The 18,019-nt window shown below is 56.9% G+C and carries 13 protein-coding genes, 1 tRNA gene and 1 pseudogene; 6 read left to right on the top strand and 9 right to left on the bottom strand.

Annotation, left to right across the window (positions count from 1 at the left end):
* Window positions 1-117 precede the first annotated feature (117 nt).
* Window positions 118-477, bottom strand: a complete 360-nt coding sequence (locus L53_RS05055) for a hypothetical protein (RefSeq protein WP_034812726.1) — start codon at window positions 475-477, stop codon at window positions 118-120.
* 196 nt (window positions 478-673) lie between these two features.
* On the opposite strand from L53_RS05055, the gene L53_RS05050 reads away from it, so the two are divergent.
* Window positions 674-1,636: a bifunctional enoyl-CoA hydratase/phosphate acetyltransferase gene (locus tag L53_RS05050; RefSeq protein ID WP_084333121.1), complete on the top strand. Its 963-nt coding sequence runs from the start codon at window positions 674-676 to the stop codon at window positions 1,634-1,636.
* Window positions 1,633-2,808, top strand: coding sequence for an acetate/propionate family kinase (locus L53_RS05045; RefSeq protein ID WP_034812722.1), 1,176 nt, complete (start codon window positions 1,633-1,635; stop codon window positions 2,806-2,808). Before L53_RS05050 ends, L53_RS05045 begins: the two co-directional genes overlap by 4 nt.
* On the opposite strand, the gene L53_RS05040 is transcribed toward L53_RS05045, so the two are convergent.
* The 4 genes from L53_RS05040 to L53_RS05025 are packed head-to-tail and all read right to left on the bottom strand — an operon-like array spanning window position 2,805 to window position 8,102.
* A complete protein-coding gene (locus L53_RS05040; RefSeq protein WP_051607609.1) occupies window positions 2,805-4,097 on the bottom strand; it encodes an efflux RND transporter periplasmic adaptor subunit in 1,293 nt (430 codons plus the stop codon). The two genes, L53_RS05045 and L53_RS05040, sit on opposite strands and share 4 nt — an antisense overlap.
* Window positions 4,098-4,101: 4 nt before the next feature.
* Window positions 4,102-6,477: an ABC transporter permease gene (locus tag L53_RS05035; RefSeq protein WP_051607608.1), complete on the bottom strand. Its 2,376-nt coding sequence runs from the start codon at window positions 6,475-6,477 to the stop codon at window positions 4,102-4,104.
* Complete coding sequence (locus tag L53_RS05030; protein ID WP_051607607.1) at window positions 6,471-7,220, bottom strand: ABC transporter ATP-binding protein; 750 nt, start codon at window positions 7,218-7,220, stop codon at window positions 6,471-6,473. Before L53_RS05030 ends, L53_RS05035 begins: the two co-directional genes overlap by 7 nt.
* Window positions 7,221-7,229: 9 nt before the next feature.
* A complete protein-coding gene (locus L53_RS05025; RefSeq protein ID WP_034812720.1) occupies window positions 7,230-8,102 on the bottom strand; it encodes a universal stress protein in 873 nt (290 codons plus the stop codon).
* Window positions 8,103-8,265: 163 nt separating this feature from the next.
* On the opposite strand from L53_RS05025, the gene L53_RS05020 reads away from it, so the two are divergent.
* The 3 genes from L53_RS05020 (at window position 8,266) to L53_RS05010 (ending at window position 12,154) form a co-directional block, all read left to right on the top strand.
* On the top strand, window positions 8,266-10,968 hold the full coding sequence (locus L53_RS05020) for an HAD-IC family P-type ATPase (protein ID WP_233347581.1): 2,703 nt from the start codon (window positions 8,266-8,268) through the stop codon (window positions 10,966-10,968).
* A 99-nt stretch (window positions 10,969-11,067) separates the two neighbouring features.
* A complete protein-coding gene (locus tag L53_RS16245; protein ID WP_051607606.1) occupies window positions 11,068-11,583 on the top strand; it encodes a hypothetical protein in 516 nt (171 codons plus the stop codon).
* A gap of 133 nt (window positions 11,584-11,716) precedes the next feature.
* On the top strand, window positions 11,717-12,154 hold the full coding sequence (locus L53_RS05010) for a host attachment protein (RefSeq protein ID WP_034812718.1): 438 nt from the start codon (window positions 11,717-11,719) through the stop codon (window positions 12,152-12,154).
* A 3-nt stretch (window positions 12,155-12,157) separates the two neighbouring features.
* On the opposite strand, the gene L53_RS16240 is transcribed toward L53_RS05010, so the two are convergent.
* Both L53_RS16240 and L53_RS05000 read right to left on the bottom strand, forming a co-directional pair.
* Entirely contained in the window at window positions 12,158-14,431 is a 2,274-nt protein-coding gene (locus L53_RS16240) for a bifunctional diguanylate cyclase/phosphodiesterase (RefSeq protein ID WP_051607605.1), read from the bottom strand.
* Between the two features lie 286 nt (window positions 14,432-14,717).
* Window positions 14,718-15,512, bottom strand: a pseudogene (locus L53_RS05000) (MIT C-terminal domain-containing protein); the annotation flags it as partial.
* Window positions 15,513-15,585: 73 nt separating this feature from the next.
* Here L53_RS05000 and L53_RS04990 point away from each other — a divergent pair.
* Window positions 15,586-16,712, top strand: a protein-coding gene (locus L53_RS04990; protein ID WP_156947827.1) for an IS3 family transposase whose coding sequence is annotated in 2 segments (ribosomal slippage) — window positions 15,586-15,832 and window positions 15,832-16,712 — 1,128 coding nt in all. Because the reading frame shifts where the segments join, the coding sequence is not laid out codon by codon here.
* A gap of 338 nt (window positions 16,713-17,050) precedes the next feature.
* On the opposite strand, the gene L53_RS04985 is transcribed toward L53_RS04990, so the two are convergent.
* Window positions 17,051-17,135 (bottom strand) — tRNA-Leu (locus L53_RS04985).
* A 432-nt stretch (window positions 17,136-17,567) separates the two neighbouring features.
* Window positions 17,568-18,019 (bottom strand): RES family NAD+ phosphorylase (locus L53_RS04980; protein WP_034812711.1); only part of this gene is annotated, 452 nt, incomplete at its 5' end.

The following is an 18,019-nucleotide window of genomic DNA, read 5'->3' as shown; positions in this document are numbered from 1 at the left end:
TGCAACTACGTTCGAAACTTGAAGTCTCGATACGGGACCTTGCGCTTGCAAGTCGCAAGTACATCCGTAGAGGGATTTTCCTCTGACTACGGGTGAAGCTGATTGTGCACCTTAGTGTTACTCAGGTGATGAGCTATCCAGCGTGATCGCCACATAGCGGTCGAACTGGTCAACATAATCATGCGCTGCTTCGCTGGCTGCGCGACACCAAACTGCGACACCCTGTTGTGGGGATTTACAAGTGCCAAGTTCGCTCATGAAAGAAATGTCCTTCCGCAGACGCCTGTTGTAGAATTTCGCCATGTCCTGACTTGCCTCCATGAAGTGCTTCATGCTGTCGGCACCAAATTGCATCGTGTCGGCTACCGGGATCGGTATCGCGCTATTGGGAATGAAACCTGTTCCGTTTGTGCCGACTTGCGGACTTGGTTTCGGGCTCGCTGTCGCTTTCGGAGTCTGGGATTTTGTCTGGGCCACGGCATTTCTCCTGCAAGGGTTGATGTATGCGAGTTTGAGCTCTGTCTTTTGCCATTCAACCAAAGTCTATCTCGCCTTGAAATACGCATTACCCCTGAATTCACGTACTTCTACGGGCTTGCCGAAATGTCTCCGTCAGGATTGAGTGTACAAAACAATTTTCTGGAGAAAGTGATCGCATGATCCGCACAATTCGATATCCCGCAAAAAGCCGACCCAAGCCGTGACCAACGATATGGACGGCAAGTTCGATTGGCTCGTTGCGAAAGCTGCATCTCAATCGGGCCCCACATTGCGCGTTGCGGTTATACATCCTGTAGACGCCTCCAGCCTGAAGGGTGCTTTGGACGCGGCGCAGGCAGGTATCATGTCGCCCATCCTGGTGGGACCCATTGCCAAAATGTCGGCCGCAGCGGAATCGGCGGGCCTGGACATCTCTGGCCTTGTGCAAATTGAAGCACCCTACAGCCACGCGGCCGCAGCACGATCCGTAGAGCTGATCCATGAAGGCGAGGCAGATGCCCTCATGAAGGGCGCACTCCACACAAATGAAATGATGGCTGAAGTCGTCAAACGCGACGGCGGCTTGCGCACTGACCGGCGCATGAGCCATGTGTTCCTGCTCTCGACCGCCGGGTATCACAAACCGTTACTCATCAGTGATGGCGCTCTCAACATTGCGCCGGACCTCACCTCGAAACGCTGGATAACGCAGAACGCAATTGACGCGGCACGTGCCATCGACATCGATCCGCCAAAAGTCGCCATCCTGTCTGCAACCGAAGAGGTGGATCCGATCATCCCGTCCACCCTGGATGCAGCCGCCCTGTGCAAGATGGCGGACCGAGGTCAGATCAAGGGCGGCATCGTGGATGGCCCCCTTGCATTTGACCTGGCGGTCTCACCTGAATCGGCCGCAACCAAAGGCCTGAAGTCTCCGGTCGCCGGGGATGCAGATGTTCTGATCGTTCCCGCCATCGAGGCTGGAAACATGTTGGCCAAACAGCTGGACTATCTTGCCGGTGCGTCTGCGGCTGGAATTGTTCTGGGCGCCAGTGTTCCGATCATTTTGACCAGCCGCGCCGACAGTGCCGAAGAACGACTGGCCTCATGCGCCTTTGCGTCAGCCGTGGCGCACTGGCAGCGAGACCAGTCATGACGCGCCGCGCTGTCGCAACCTTCAATGTCGGTTCTTCCAGTCTCAAATTCTCGATGTTCGAAATCGACGATGGCGGCGGGTTGGGCAGATGCCTCTTTCGCGGCGCAGTGCGCGACCTTTCTGGCGCGCGACGCGTGGACGTCTCAGACCCAGATAAACAGAATCCGCTTGAAAGTGTCATCGCTGGCACACCCGATCCAAAACATTTGATCACCGCGCTTGCAACATGGCTAACCAGGCAGGATGCCGGTGTGACGCTTTCCGGCATAGGACACAGGATCGTGCATGGCGGCACCCTGTTTGAGGGCCCGGTCGCCGTTAGCGACAGGGCTATTGAGCGCTTACAGGCCCTCGCAGTCTTCGCGCCAGCGCACCAACCGCATAATCTCGCGGGCGTGCAAGCCGTTGCAAATGCCCTGCCCGAGATTCGTCAAACCTTGTCATTCGACACAGCGTTCCACAGGACCATGCCGCACATTGCCGAACTCTACGCCTTGCCCCGCGCGCTAAGTGAGCAAGGCATATTGCGCTTTGGGTTTCATGGATTGTCTTATGCACACATAGCAGAAACTCTTGGCGAGGTTCTGGGCGCGCGTCCAAAGCGTGTGCTTGCTTTGCATCTGGGCAGCGGCGCGAGCGCCTGTGCCATGATTGACGGAAAAAGCATCGCCACGTCCATGGGCCTGACCGCACTTGATGGTTTGCCCATGGCGACTCGCTGCGGGGATCTGGATCCGGGCGTGGTCCTGCACCTGATCAAGGATCGTGCTATGCCAGTCGAAGAGGTTTCCGACCTGCTTTATACGAAGTCTGGCCTACTTGGCGTCTCTGGCATATCGGGAGATACCAAAACGCTTCTGGAAAGCCCTGCCCAAGAGGCGAAAGAAGCTATCGATCTATATTGCTACAGGATCGCCAGCCAATGCGGTTCACTTGCCGTAGATATGAAAGGGTTTGACGCAATTGTATTCTCCGGCGGGGTCGGTGAAAACGCATCAGCAATCCGCTCACGAATTATTCAGCACCTCGATTGGCTGGGCCCAACTCTTGACGACACCGCGAATGAAGCAAATGCAGAAGTTCTATCTCCCGGGGGGGCGTCGGTTCCGGTGGTGCGCGTTGTCGCGGATGAAGAGCGGATCATTGCGCGCGAATGCGCCTCCCTTCTCTAGCGGATCAGAAAATCACAGCCACCTACCGCTTTGTCCCACGTGGCCGATAGCTGCACTGCAGCCGAGTCTGAATCATCCGGCGTTTCGAAAGCCGTTTGTGCGGCTTCACGGGCGCGCACCAACACCTTGTCGACAATCCGACTGGAAGGGTGCTCTACCAACACGTCTCCCTCATTGAGACCCGACAGGATCTCTGCCTCCTGGCCATTCAAATGCCCGATCGTTACCTGACGCAAGCGTGCGCGGCCGTTCTCAACGCGATAGACAGACCAGCTGCGGTCCTGCTTGAAAAGGGCAGTTATCGGGACCGTAAGAACATCGTCCTGCGACCAGATCTGGACGGCCACGTCTACCCTGTATCCATGCCCCAGCCGATCCGCAGGCTGGCCTTGCAGCAAGTCCACAACGAGATTCACGCGCTGCTCCTCAATCCCGAGTGCGGATACTTTTGTAAAGGCAAAAGGTTCGATCTGCCGGACCTTACCATGCAGAACGGGCCCACCCCAGTCAGAGATGACGACTGGATCTCCGGGTGAAATTCGCACCGCATCCTCCGACAACAGATCCGCCACGATCTCGATCTCCTTAGGATCCCCAACTTCCACAAGAGGCGCGCCCTGTGCCACCGGTCCTTCACTCTGGCGAAGGCGCCGCAGCAAAACCCCATCGATAGGTGCTATGACATCGATGAGCTCTCCGCCCTCGTCCTCGCTGCTCGGTCTAAGCGCAGCGCGGGCAGCTGCCAGTTCCTGCCGGCGCATGGCAAGTGCAGCTTCCGCGGCCCGAGCAGCCGCCTGCAGCGTCGTCTCTTCGGATTCGGCCCGTTCCAGCATCTGGCGCGATATCGCGCCACCCGGTGCCAGAAGCCGATAACGATTGGCATCCGTTGTGGCATGATTCAGTTCGGACCGAACCCGGTCGAGCTCCGCCTTGGACGCCGTCACAGCAGCAGCGGCAGCATCGGCAACTGCCGACAATTGCTTTTGGGATCGACTGTCCAGCACGGGCGCAGCCACCGGCCGGATGCCTGCGACGACGGTCTCCCCTTGATATACGCAGTCGCCTGCGTCGAGACTGATCCGCTCCAATTGCCCGGAGACAGGCGCGGAGATTTCAAAGACATCATGGATGCGCGTCTTGCCTTCCTCATTTACGGAAACGGTCATCGACCCCCTGCTTGCTTTCACGATATCTACGTCGATGGCGCGGGGTGAGAATGCCCAAACCGCCAGCGCCAGCACAATTATGGCGATGACAGCCCAAAACAGAAGACGATTACGAAGGGCCATGAGGTCACTCCCGGGTTTTCAAAACGGCGATAAGGTCGAGCGATTTCACGCGCTGGCGCACGAATAGAGCAGCGGCGATCGATGACACGATCACAATGGAGGCGGCCAGCCCGTGCGTGGAGGGGGCGACTGTAATGGGTACTCGGAATAATTCAGTCGCCATTGATATCGCCACGAGATAGGCGAGCCCCATTCCCATCGCCCCACCCAGCGGCAGAGCCAGGAAAACCAGCAAGGCCAATTCTCCAATCAGGATGTAAGATACCTCGCCTTCCGAAAATCCGAGCACACGCAGGCTGGCCAACTCGCGACCTCGCTCAGTCAGGCCGATACGCGCAGCATTGTAAACGACCGCCGCGGCAATCGCGCCGCCGATCAAAGCGTAGATTGTCATCATGATATTGATGTTCTCTTCCATTGAGTCATTGAAGCTCTCAATCGAAGCGCGCTGGAGAGAGACGCTGGCAATCCCGGGGCGCTCCAGAACCGCAGCGCTGAAGACTGCCTCCCTGTCAGGATCAATCATGGCATAAACACCACTGACGACATTGCTTTCACCCAAGGCGCGCTCTAGCGAATCCACATCCATGAATGCTGGCCATCCCATGGCTTCATTCACAATGGTCGTAACGGACACATCCAACGTCGGCCTTTCCCCTTCAAGCACTTCCAGACTGACCCGATCACCGCGCCCGACATTGATCATTCCTGCCAGCTGCGAAGACACAGCCAATCCTCGATCCGGAACACCCAGGAATTTATCCTGATCATCGAGCAGCCGCCGCAGCCGGCCGTCAGGCTCCACACCCACCAACCTCACCCGTTCGTCCAACTGGCCATGCCTCACGCGGATAGAGATGTCCCGGTTAGGCTGCACCGAAAGCACACCCGGCATTCGCTCTATTTCTCGCACAGCGCCAATGTTTGTCGGTTCGACAAAGTTGATTGCGACGTCGTATGCATCCGTGCGGTGAAAGTGCTGCTCCATCATTTCGTCAATTGAATCGAACGCAAACAAAGTCCCCACCAGCAAGGCTTGCGCCGCCGCAACGCCTATGACGGTCACGCCTGCACGCACGGGCCACCGCGTGACATGCCTCAGGATCATGCGGGTTGGCTCATCAAAGTGTATGTGTGCGAACGCACGCTGAACCGGTCCTTTTCCATAAACGGTTGGCGGCGCAGCAGACATTGCCTCGGCTGGCGCTAGCTTCGCTGCAGATCGCGCGGACCCGACTGCGCCAAATATCGCGGCAAGGGTTGCAGCCCCCCCACCGATCACAAATGCCGACGGATCCAGCCGGAAAATCATATCGGGAAACCGGAAGCTATCCGTATAGAGATTGGTCATCAAGCGCGCCAGTGCTACACCAAGGACAAAACCGACCAGGATACCTCCGATCACCATGCCCAACGCCATCTTCACATAGTGCCAGGCGATTTCCCACTCATCGTAACCGAAAGCTTTCAGCAAACCAATCTGCTGGCGCTCCGTCGCGATCAGTCGCGCCAGAATCGCATTTATCAGCATGGCTGAAACAATCAGGAATATTGGCGGTATGATCGCAGCGATCGATGCCAGTTGCTGCATCTCGCTTTCGATGAACGCATTAGACAATTGATCTTCCGCGCCATAAGCCCCGCCAGTGCCGTATGGCTCCAACAATTTGTCCAGCGAGTCGATCACCCTTTGTGAGTTGGCTCCGGGACTGAGAGAGACGCTCACACTGTTGAACGCTCCATCCAGATCAAAGGCCGCTTCAAGTGCCCTACGGCTTAGCCAGAAGATAGCGAAACGTTTTTCATCAGGTAGCAGACCGCTCGGGCCCAGCATGTAGACATGCTCTGGGGAATCCCCAACCCCGACAATCTCCAGGTCACGCGCACGTCCATTGATGATGGCACGTACATGGCTGCCCAGCGTAAACCCGTGCGCATCTACGAACGCCTTGGAAACCACTGCCTCGTCCGGGCGGCTGGGATCGGGGAAGCGTCCGGAATACAGCAGGACGCCGTTCAGTCTTGGTTTTCCGTTCTCAGGCACCGACACCAATTGAGCGTTCGCTGGCTCGCGCATGCCTTCAATGTCCAGTGTTACAAGGCGAGAAATGCGTGTTTCGATGGTTCGGACGCCATCAATCTCCGCGATTTCATTTGCGAGTCGCTCGGGCGCGCGCTTCGCATTCGAGAAGACGTCCGCAAATCGAAACCGGTCGTAATAAGTATCGCGGCTCAACTCGAGAGACGATATCGCACCTAGCGCCATCACCATGATCGCTACGCCGCACGCCACAATCGCGCCCACGGCCAGCCCCTGACCGCGCATATGCAACAGATCCCGCAACAATTTGCGGTCCAGCGCAGATATCCATCCTACCATGACAAATCAGCCGGCTTCTTCGCCCTGCCGACTTCTTCAACATCCACAATGCGCCCATCAGACAGCCGAATTGTGCGGTCTGACATTTCGGAGATACCGAAATTGTGCGTGATGACGACCGTTGTCGCGCCGAGTTCACTGTTTACATGGTCAAGCGCTTCCAGAACCTGGATGCCGGTCTTGCTATCGAGGGCACCGGTTGGCTCGTCGCAAAAGAGCAATGCGGGTCGCTTTGCGATCGCTCGTGCAACGGCCACGCGCTGTTGTTCGCCCCCGGACAGTTCAGCTGGGAAGTGATCCAGGCGCGCACTCAGCCCAACCATGGCGAGGGCTTCTTCAGGGGGTATGGGATCACGTGCGATCTCTGTCACCAGCGCCACATTCTCTCGCGCTGTCAGGCTAGGTACGAGATTGTAGAATTGGAAGATAAAGCCGACATGGTTCCGGCGGTACCGGGTCAATCCCGCGTCCGACCTCCGGGTAAGTGACTTGCCTTCGAACTGGACATCCCCCTCGGTCGGGCGATCAAGTCCTCCGAGAATGTTGAGCAAGGTGGACTTTCCGCTGCCGGACGCTCCCAGCATGACCAACAATTCGCCTCGCCGAACGTCCAGATCAACCCCGCGCAACGCCTGAACTTTGACCTCACCCGTGTCATAGACCTTGGTCAGCCCCCGGGCAGACAGCAGCACGCCCGTATCGGTATCTGCATACGATGCCGGTGCGGGCGTCAACACGTTCATCCACGCCCCCTAATGAACCATCAAGATTGGCAAGTCTGAATGCTGGATCATGTGCAAGGTCACGCCGCCCATGATGGATTCACGCAACCGGGAATGAGAGTAACCGCCCATCAAGACAACATCGCTGTTGCTCGCTTCGCATTGATTGAGAATTCGTTCCGCGATTGGCCGCTCCGGCCACTCCACGTGACGGCTCGTGACCAGAACCCCTGCCCGCTCGAGCCACAGCTTTGCCTGCTCAAGGCTCGGCGTGGCTGCGTCCGTTTCCCCAATCGTCAGCAGTGTCGTCTCGTCACTTTGCAATAGTAGGGGAAGAGCCGCACGGACGACTCTTGATGCCTGCAGGCTGCCATCCCATGCGACCAGCGGTCGGCGCGGTACGGCGCTCAGGCCAGAACGCGGCGTAAGGAAAACTGGCGCACCCGATTGCATCAACACGGCTTCAAACAGCTCACGCTCCGGATGCGCCCCCTTGGCATCGGGAATTGCCATGACGACAAGGTCTGCCGCACGTGCCGAAAGACCGTAATTGAGCGGGAATTGTCCAACTTCTTCTGTCCACGAAGCGGTCACACCGTTTTGTTTCAACGCCTCCGGTACCGGCACGACATGGGCGTCCGAAGCAGCGCAGAGATCTTCGAACTTCGTTCGCAACGCGCGGGCATAGCGGCCCGCGGCTTCATCATGCCCCTCCATTGCCATCACGGTGGCTGAGGCAGATGCTGGATAGAACTCCATGGGCGGGTAGCCTGTAAAACGCGGACGCACATGTTGAGCCATCACATGGCCCTTGAACGCACCCGCGAGCAACAAGGCTGTCTCTGACACCAGTCTTGCTGTTTCTTCAAAAGCGAGCGGAGCGAAGATTGTCTTGAACGTCATGGGAGTAAACCTCTCAAGTCGACCGCGAGATCGAATACCTCATGATCGCATGACACTATACTCACCCGCACCACCCCGTCTCCATCCGTACTTCTACGGAGACGCGAACCACACGCAATCATGTATCTGTTCCGCATCCCGACACAGGATCCGGACCACGCCCATGCATGATCATCGGCCAACCCCCAACCATATGTCAGTACCTGTTCATGCCGAACCGACTGAAGCGGCTTTGGAACGCCTCTCGTCCTCCCGGCTTGGACTGACACAGGCTGAAGCGGCAGCCCGTTTGAGTGAATACGGATTAAACAGGACGCCCCGCGGACGCAGAACGCCACTTCTGCTACGGTTCCTGCGCCACTTCCACAATGCCCTGATCTATGTGCTCATCGCCTCAGCCGCCATCACATGGTGGCTCGGTCATCCCGTCGATACGGCCGTGATCCTGTTCGTAGTGCTGGCCAATGGTGTCATCGGCTTCATTCAGGAAGGCCGCGCAGAATCCGCCATCGAGGCCATCGCGACCCTACTCTCTCCTCATGCGGCCGTGCTGCGAGATGGAGACAGGATAACAGTCGACGCAGAAACCCTTGTTCCGGGGGATATCGTGCTCGTTGAGGCTGGAGACCGAATTCCGGCAGATCTCCGGCTGATAAAATCCAGTGGCCTGAAAATTCAGGAAGCAATCCTGACTGGAGAATCCGTACCTGTCGAGAAATCCGTGGAACCGTCGCGCGCTAACGCGGTCCTGGGAGACCGTTCGAGCTCTGCATTCAGTGGTACCATTGTCACCACTGGGCAGGCCGAGGGATTGGTCACCGCAACGGGCGTCAATACGGAAATCGGCCAGATCAGCAGTATGCTGTCATCTGTGGACCAGCTGCAGACGCCACTGCTGCGCCAGATGAATGCCTTTGCCAAATGGCTGACCATTCTGATCCTGCTGATTGGTTCCGCCTTGCTCTCATTCGGCGTGTTCATCAGACATGCTGACTTTTCCGAAACCTTCATGTCCGTGGTTGGCTTGTCGGTTGCCGCCATTCCGGAAGGCCTACCGGCAGTCCTGACCATCACCATGGCGATTGGTGTTCGGGCAATGGCTGGAAAGAATGCAATCGTTCGACGTCTGCCTGCTATCGAAACCCTGGGCGCTGTTTCCGTCATCTGCACGGACAAGACCGGCACATTAACTCACAATGAAATGACGGTCTCAGCACTCATCATCGCATCACAGGCATTCGATGTGACAGGAGATGGATACACGCCAAGCGGGGATATTACGCCATCGCCGTCGGAGACCATCCGTCCTGTCGTTGAGCTACTCGCGGAAACAGCGGCGCTCTGCAATGATTCCAGTCTGACGACACACGGCGACGCCTGGGTCGTCAGTGGCGATCCCATGGAAGGTGCACTTCTTGCCTTCGCCGGAAAGGTCTTGGGGAATGCCGAGGATGTGCGACGCGACACTCCGCGCCAAGCCGTTCTCCCCTTCGATTCCCGCCACCGCTTCATGGCCACCAGGAATGCGGGGCCAGCGGGCGTGCAAATCCACGCGAAAGGTGCACCTGAGGATATCTCGGCGCTTTGCATGCACATGATCGGTCCAGGTGGAACACCGGTCCCCATCGACCGCGAGGAAATCAAGGCATTAGCCGCAAAATTGGCTGCGCGGGGACAGCGAGTACTTGCATTCGCGTCTGCACAGGCCGAACCGGATCAGGCATTGACCCGGGAAGCGCTAGAAGGCGCCCTGGTGTTTCTTGGCGTCGTCGGTTTGAAAGACCCCCCTCGCGCCGAGGCTGTCGACGCTATCGCTGAGTGTCATGCCGCTGGTATCCAGGTGAAAATGATCACTGGCGACCATGCCGGCACCGCTGCGGCCATCGCAAAGGAAATCGGACTTCCTCACCCGGGTCACGTCCTGGAAGGCCGTGATCTGGATGCGATGGATGATGTCGACCTTGTCCACACGGCGCTGGAGACCAATGTCTTCGCGCGCACGAGCCCTGAACACAAACTGCGCCTGGTGCAGGCCCTGCAGAGCCAAAACCTGATCGTGGCCATGACCGGAGACGGCGTGAATGACGCGCCTGCCCTGAAACGCGCCGACGTTGGCGTAGCAATGGGCGTCAAGGGTAGCGAAGCCGCGAAGGAGGCTGCCGCAGTCGTCCTGGCAGACGATAATTTCGCTTCGATCGCTGCCGCGGTGACAGAGGGGCGTCGAATCTACGACAATATTCGGAAACTGATCCGCTGGACTCTCCCTACCGGCGGCGGGGAGTCCAGTGTGGTGATCCTCGCGCTTCTGTTCGGCACGACGCTTCCGGTGACCGCAATTCAGATATTGTGGATCAATCTGATCACGGAGATGACTCTCGGTTTTGCACTGGCGCTGGAACCCCTTGAGCCCAAGAGTATGGAACAGCCGCCTCGCAAGCGTGATGCAAGCCTGCTAGACGGTGGATTGCTCGCGGACATCGTCGTTGCTACCGTCCTCTTCGCGGCTGCCGTCTTCGCAGTCTTCACCTATACGCTAGATCGCTCCGCTTCCATTGAGCTGGCCCGGACCGTTGCGTTTAATACATTGGTCGTCCTCCAGGTCGCCTACCTGTTCTTCGTTCGCTATCTTCATGGCGCTTCCAGCACACTGGATGGGCTGAAAGGCACACCCTCTGTCTGGGCGGCACTCCTGATCGTCATGATCGGTCAACTGATGGCCACCTACCTGCCAGCCGCCCAGACCGTATTCGGCACCGTTCCACTCTCTCCATTTTACGCTTGCATTATAATCGGTGCAGGGATCGCGGTTTTCGGCTTGCTCGAAGTGGAAAAACAGATGCGGCTCGCCATGCGACGCATCCGATAGGACTGAAAACAACTCCCCCAATTGACAAGCATCAATAGAGGGCGCTCGCGTTTGGTTAAGGTCCATCATCCAAGTCTTACCAATTGAGGCAAACGAAACATGGTCACTCTCAATCCCCCACCTATCGCATCCATCGCATTACTCGCCGCAGCCCTGCTGACAGGCTGCGCGACAGCGCCGACCCCTTACCAGCCCGCAACCAATCTTCACGGCTATACGAGTGAAAACGTTGGCGACGGGCTGATACGGGTAAGTTTCCGGGGGAATTCAGAGACAAGCCGAGACGAGGTGGAAGCGAGCCTGTTTCATCGCATGGTCGACATCGCTGAAGAGAATTTCGCCGGAAGCTTCACGATCGTCGGTCGGGAGACCGCCTGCACGACAACGCTCAGAACATCTCCCGACACAGCGTGCACCTATCGTCAATCTGCGGATGCCATGTTCCCCTACTATTTCGGGGTCTACGAACTGAATAGCCCTTGGCACTCCAAGCCCAAGCGAGAATATGAAGCTGTCGCCACGATCCGACTGTCACCAGAGCCCGTTTGTGGGGATTATGCAGATTGCTTTGTCACAGCAGATGCGCGGGCCGCGATCAGCGAAAACCCGGCATGACCCTGGACACTGTTGCCGCCTGGATGCGCCCTGAACGTCAGAAGTCCTGACCTCCTGAAAGGGTTCAAGCTTGACACCGATCAAACCGGGCACCGAACGATCCCGCAGAATGCATCATTTGGGAGACTAAATTATGCACTTGCCAACCGGAGCGTTCGTCCTTGTGTGCGATGGCGCAAAAGCACTGCTTTTGGAAAACAAGGGCGATGCGGATTTGCTGGACCTGAGAATTGTCGAGACTTTAACAGACGACAATCCCCCGAACCGAGATCAGTCAAGTGATCGAGCCGGGCGATTCAAGACACCTTCCGGCGCACATGCTGCGACAGAGCAGACTGACTGGCACGACCTTGCGGAGAAGCGCTTCCTGTCAACCGTCGCTGAGATGGCCTTGAAGGAAATAGGCAAATCAGTTCCGGCAAATCTTGTTGTCGCAGCAGATCCTCGCTCACTCGGCAAATTACGTCCGATGCTCACGGATTCAGGATCGGTTTCAATCGTGGCGGAACTCAACCGCGATCTGGCGCATCACACGCTTCCAAAGATCGAAGAAGCAATCAGCGACGCGTAATACTCACGCCAATTGCCCCGTACGGCCACTCGACGTGATACCCAGTCCCAATTGTGAAATCGGGGCAGGTCGACCGAACAGATAGCCTTGTACTTCACCAAAGCCGGCCAAATTCACGAAGCGGAACTGTTCTTCCGTCTCCACACCTTCGGCAATCACATTGATATCCAGAACCCGGCTCATGCCCGACAGAATGCCGAGGACTTGACGGGCGCGATCACTTTCTTCCGCGCGGACGAAGAAGGAGCGATCAATCTTGACCCGGTCCACCGGCAAATGCTCCAGACGGCTGAGCGAGGAATTCCCGGTCCCGAAATCATCCAGCGCGATCGTGACCCCCATTTCCCGGATTACCTCAATCACCTTGCACGAAGTTTCTATGTTGCGCAGCACGCCGCGCTCGGTGATTTCAAGCTCTAGCAGGTTCGGGGGAAACCCTGTCTCTCGAAGTATTTCCCCGACCGATTCACAAAAACCGTCGGACAATAATTCGTTGGGTGATACATTAACGCTCAACCGAATGCTGTCACCGCTCTTCGACATCCAGCCGAGAATGTCTTCGCATGCCTGACGCAACACATACTGTCCGAATGCAATGATGTGCCGACTTGCCTCAGCGATCTCGATGAATTCCGACGGATTGATCGATCCGTACTTCGGGTGGGTCCACCGCGCCAACGCTTCGACGCCAACCAGTCGGCAATCTGAAACCCGGACAATCGGTTGGTAATGCAACTCGATCGTGCCCTCATCTATCGCAGGCATGAGATCCCGGTGAATGGACAGGCGGCGCTCCAGGCGTTGCCGTACTTTCGCATCCGGAACGACGCAGGAATCGCCACCTTGTGACTTTGCTTCGTATACTGCTGCATCAGCCTGTTCCAGTACGTCCGCGATAGATTGTCCCTGCAAGCCGATGGCCGCACCAATGGACGCCGTTACATCAATAAGGCGACCGTCATATGCAATTGGTTTTGATACCAGGGACCTGATCCGATTTGCCAGGACCGAGATTTCGCCGAGGTTCACCGCCCTGCCGACAACGCAACAGAACTCATCGCCGCCAATCCGGAACATGCGAATGGTATCGTCCTTGTCGGCGAGATGTTTCAATCGCCCCCCGAGTGCGATCAACGCCGCATCCCCGCCAGCATGACCATGCCGGTCATTCAATTCCTTGAACTTGTCGAGATCGATGTAGAGCACGCTCATCAAGGCGGGGCGATCATCTCTCTTGTAGGATTCGATCAGAGAGTTGAATGCATGGCGATTTTCCAAGCCAGTTAGAAGATCGGTCGTAGCCTGCTGCTTCAGCTTCTGCTCAAATTCCTCACGCACACTGATGTCATGTGCCACGCCCAGATACCCGGTAAATTCCCCACTCTCGGAGAATAGCGGACGCCCGCTAACCTCGACGCTGCAATTGACCCCATCGGCGCGTAGAATACCTTTTATCCTCGAAAACGGCTCACGACGTTGAATAGCACCATTGAATGCCGCCTCATCATTTTCCCACCCAACCAACACATCGCGCCAGCGACGACCAAGGGCGTCGCCTTTGCCGAAATAATGGACAATCTTGCCAGTCGAATCGACTTCGATATGCCAGTCCGACGACATCTCGGCATACGATGTAGACCGTCCTCGATATCTGTTCTCGCGTTGTAGAACCTCTTTTAGCGTAGTGTAGACATTATGCCCAAATTGCTTCGGCAACACAGCCGCAACACAACATGCGATGGCAACCAGGCTCAGCCCGATAGCTGTGAGTGACGTGTTGTCTACTCCGCTCACGATCACATCCAGCCGGTCGGCTGGCCCCATATACCAGTTGATGAACCCCACGATGAAAGCAGTGTAGGCAAAGCTCAGCTTCATTGTGGTGAAGAGCCCCCAGATGATCGGCGTGATGCTAAGCAACAGCATACCGACAAATATGCCTTCATGGTCCAATACAAGCATCGCGAGCAGATTTACCGGAATACTCACGCAGAGCAGCAATCCCTGTAGCAACATGAATTTACGTTGGGCCGCCAAGTAAGCAGATGCGATCAACGCCGCCACCGTGAGTGCGTCTACGAGGGTTCCGATATTCGGTTTGTACTGACCGACCACAAATAAGCTCGTGATCGTGGTCAACATGATGATAAGGGCTGTTAGAGCACTGTAGAAAATGATCGATTGCTGCAGGCGGTCCGGGCTAAGGATGGACTCGGCAAACGCATCCACCGGGCTATCCCAGGACGACGTTTTGGATTTATTGTTATATCGCTGCATGGGAATCCTCGGCCTGTAGGGTTAACCCTACCCGCGCTCAGTTAGCCCTCTGCAAAAGCCGGACGGGAATATCCGCCCAATCACTTAGGATTTGATTAGGATTTCCACGGGGGCCGATGCCACGTCCTCATCCGAATAACGTTTCCGAGCCATCTCCAATCCCTCCTGAACCGCCAAAATCACTAAGATGAATTTGGCCCGGGCTTAAGGGGGAAGGACAAGGGGACGTATTGGCTGGGGTGGTTTTTATTTGCGCTTTGGGTTTAGCGAGCGCGACTGTTGCGCATTACAGAGGTGACTTAAAAATGTCGACCTTCGTTTCCAAGCACTTCCTTAAACTCAGATCATAGACCCCGATGGAAAACCAGCTCTCAGGCCTCTGGTAAAAATCAAGTCCTCGACCAATCTTGATGACCCATCCATTGTCCAACCGAATCTCACGGTCATGAATGTTTGGGTTTAACTTGACCTCCAAGATAATATTCAACTCCAAGAGACTTTGTTTCAAATCATCGAGTTTTTCGGAGATCTCCGACAACTGGGTATCGTCGTCATACCCGGTGATCAGTGTAATTGAATTAATCGTGCCTACGTTCAGGCACGTTTCGCAAAATCGAATAAAGTTTTGAATTTGATGGAGCAATCTGATGTAGGGGTCTTCTATAATGACACCTTTGGCGCCACGCAGATGGTCGCCCATTATCGATTCGTAGCTATGCCCAGTATCACCATACAGAATCGTAAAGTGTTGCTCCTCGGGCTCGGTCACCTCCTGCTTAGGCGTAGCCGAAGCTGATAGCGCGCCTAGGGCAGGCCGAGAGACTTTTGTCTCCTGACCTTCATTTGAAGGGCGACTATCATCGACAGGCGTCGACCCTTTTATACCACGCCGCGCTGGTTGTTGGGTTGCAATCGCATTCTGAGATTCAGGACAGGAAACCACTACCTCCCTGTCATCGCTCGCTATGTATGACAAGTTGATCTGCTCGAACTCGTCGTCCGGCTTGCGCTTGTTCATCTGCTCCTTGACCCGGCGTCGACACTCCACCGCGTAAGCGACATACGGCTCGAACTCTTTCTCGTCCCACCGGTCTGCACCCACAAAAATGGTCCGTTATTTGAGTTAGTTCCGGCTTCAGATATGGAGCTGAGACATGGGCAAGAGATCTACGCCTGAAGAGATTATTGCGAAGCTGCAGGAGGTAGAGGTGCGCCTCGCGCGTGGTGAGACGACGGCACAGGCTGTGCGCTCGATCGGTGTGACGGAACAGACATATTATCGGTGGCGCAAGGAGTATGGCGGGCTGCAGGTTGGCCAGGCCAAACGGATGAAGGAGAATGCGCGGCTGCGTCGCGCCATCTCCGATCTGACTCTCGACAACCAGATCCTTCAGGAAGTCATAAAGGGAAAGTTCTAAGCCCTTCACGCAAACGCGAAGCGGCCGATCATGTGGTGGAGACACTCGGTGCAACAGAGCGCCGGGCCTGCCGTGTGATCGGCCAGCACCGTTCCACCCAGCGTAAGCCGCGTGTGGTGCGTCAGGACGAGGATGTGCTGACAGCGGCCATCATCGCCCTGGCCGAGCGGTTCGGCCGGTATGACTATCGCCGCATCACAGCCATGCTGAGACGGGATGGCTGGCATGTGAACGAGAAGCGCGTCTATCGCATCTGGCGGCGTGAGGGGCTGAAAGTTCCGATGAAACAACCAAAACGCGGCCGGTTATGGCTGAATGACGGCTCCTGTATCCGGTTGCGGCCAATGCACAAAGGCCATGTCTGGTCGTATGACTTCGTTCAGGATCGTACGCATGACGGCAAGGTGTTCCGTATACTGTGTGTAATCGATGAGTTCACCCGCGAATGCCTCGCCAACCGCGTCGAACGCAGGCTCAACTCCCGCGATGTGCTCGACACGCTGGGCGAGCTGTTCGTCGCGCATGGCCCGCCTGAGCATATCCGCTCCGACAATGGCCCGGAGTTCATCGCCACCGCGCTGCGTGACTGGCTTGGCCGGGTCGGCGTGAAGACGCTCTATATCGAACCGGGTTCACCATGGGAAAACGGTTACTGCGAGAGCTTCAACTCCAAGCTCAGAGACGAGTTGCTGGCGAGGGAAATCTTCTTCGATCTCAGGGAAGCCCAGATCCTGATCGAGGCTTGGCGGCGGCACTACAACACCGTGCGCCCACACTCTTCTCTGGGCTACCGACCACCTGCTCCACAAACCATCTTGCCCGCGGCGTTCATACCGCCTTACTGTGGGGAGGTGGCGGCATGAACGCCGCTACATGGAAACCGCCGGACTAACATTATTGGTGGACCGCCTCGGTGGGGCAGAGCGTCCAGTCTGGCGCTATGTTGCGGCGAGTACAAAACCAGCTCCTTCCACTGACGCTTTGAAAGTATCCTCATCACGATGTCTCCGCTAATGAAGAGCATCGCGATGCCCAAGATTACGACATTACCTAGGCGAGTTGAGTGTACCGGCCTTGAATGTGGGAGTCACTCGGCAACATAGCGGAACATAGTTGCGGGAAAATCGAGGTGGACCGAAAGGTGGGCCGGAATCGAAAGTTACCAATAAGTCGAATAAAAACAATAACCTATGGGGATTCCTGGTGCAGAAGAGGACTCGAACCTCCACTCCCTTGCGAGAACTACGACCTGAACGTAGCGCGTCTACCAATTCCGCCATCTGGGCACGGGGTAGGAAGGCGCCGATGTATAGGCTGATCCGCGAGCCGTCAACGGGTAATTCCAGCGCAATTTAAAGGCGGGGGGCAATAGTCCAGATAAGTCAAATATCGCTCAGCTAATTGCGCAGATAAAGAAAAGCCTGTGCCGATTTCTTGTTTGTCGTCCATGATCAGGAGGCGAGCGCTTTCAACATCCTGACGCCCATCCGCAATGTATCTTGAGCGCGAAGGCGCCGGATCCGGCTGTTCTCATGAGGCTTCGGGCGAGAGGAAAAGATCCCCGACCTCGACAGTCAACGCGGGGGGCACCGCGCACCGCATACCGGTACCGAGCGCCAAAGATAGCTGCGCTGTCCCGAATATCACGACGACAACCCCGATCGGGGCGACTTGGCGCGCCGTCCAGGCGAGCGGCGCCCCCCCCCTCAACGTGTCAATCAGTCCAGCCGCCAGATATCCCCGCCGCTTTCATCCCGGACCAGATCAATCCTCTGTCCATCAAAATGATAGGCCAGGTGGCGGCCCTGGACCGGCAGCGCGACGACATCCGGCCAGAAGGCGGCGATGCATTCGCCCCCCGCATCCCGGACGCTTGGATAGACCAGGCCGTCCGATCCACTCCCGCGCAGATGCCGGGCCAATTGCTGAGATTGGCTATAATCCTCCGGCGCGAGACAGGGCGCAAAGGCGACCTGACCGCGCAGATCATGCAGCCGGGCAGTCGCCGCCCCGACCAGTTCGCGCATCTGCGAGAACCAGCCAGGGGCTTCTGCGGTGGCCCGGTAGAAACGCCCCTTGTGCCAGGCGGCTTCAGCGACGGCCGTCTCGAATTGGCGCGCGGCATAATAGGCGCCGAAGGTCCCGTCATGGAACCGGCCCGGCCGGTCCG

Source organism: Hyphomonas sp. L-53-1-40 (assembly GCF_000682775.1).
Taxonomy (GTDB): domain Bacteria; phylum Pseudomonadota; class Alphaproteobacteria; order Caulobacterales; family Hyphomonadaceae; genus Hyphomonas.
The sequence above is the reverse complement of the archived record's forward strand: the minus strand, read 5'-3'. Positions and strand labels throughout refer to the sequence as shown.

What these genes read in the sequence shown, in the direction of transcription:
- L53_RS05045 (WP_034812722.1), top strand. Translation starts at nt 1,633, where the DNA reads ATGACGCGCCGCGCTGTCGCAACCTTCAATGTCGGTTCTTCCAGTCTC.
- L53_RS05040 (WP_051607609.1), bottom strand. Translation starts at nt 4,097, where the DNA reads ATGGCCCTTCGTAATCGTCTTCTGTTTTGGGCTGTCATCGCCATAATT.
- L53_RS05035 (WP_051607608.1), bottom strand. Translation starts at nt 6,477, where the DNA reads ATGGTAGGATGGATATCTGCGCTGGACCGCAAATTGTTGCGGGATCTG.
- L53_RS05030 (WP_051607607.1), bottom strand. Translation starts at nt 7,220, where the DNA reads ATGAACGTGTTGACGCCCGCACCGGCATCGTATGCAGATACCGATACG.
- L53_RS05025 (WP_034812720.1), bottom strand. Translation starts at nt 8,102, where the DNA reads ATGACGTTCAAGACAATCTTCGCTCCGCTCGCTTTTGAAGAAACAGCA.
- L53_RS05020 (WP_233347581.1), top strand. Translation starts at nt 8,266, where the DNA reads ATGCATGATCATCGGCCAACCCCCAACCATATGTCAGTACCTGTTCAT.
- L53_RS16245 (WP_051607606.1), top strand. Translation starts at nt 11,068, where the DNA reads ATGGTCACTCTCAATCCCCCACCTATCGCATCCATCGCATTACTCGCC.
- L53_RS05010 (WP_034812718.1), top strand. Translation starts at nt 11,717, where the DNA reads ATGCACTTGCCAACCGGAGCGTTCGTCCTTGTGTGCGATGGCGCAAAA.
- L53_RS16240 (WP_051607605.1), bottom strand. Translation starts at nt 14,431, where the DNA reads ATGCAGCGATATAACAATAAATCCAAAACGTCGTCCTGGGATAGCCCG.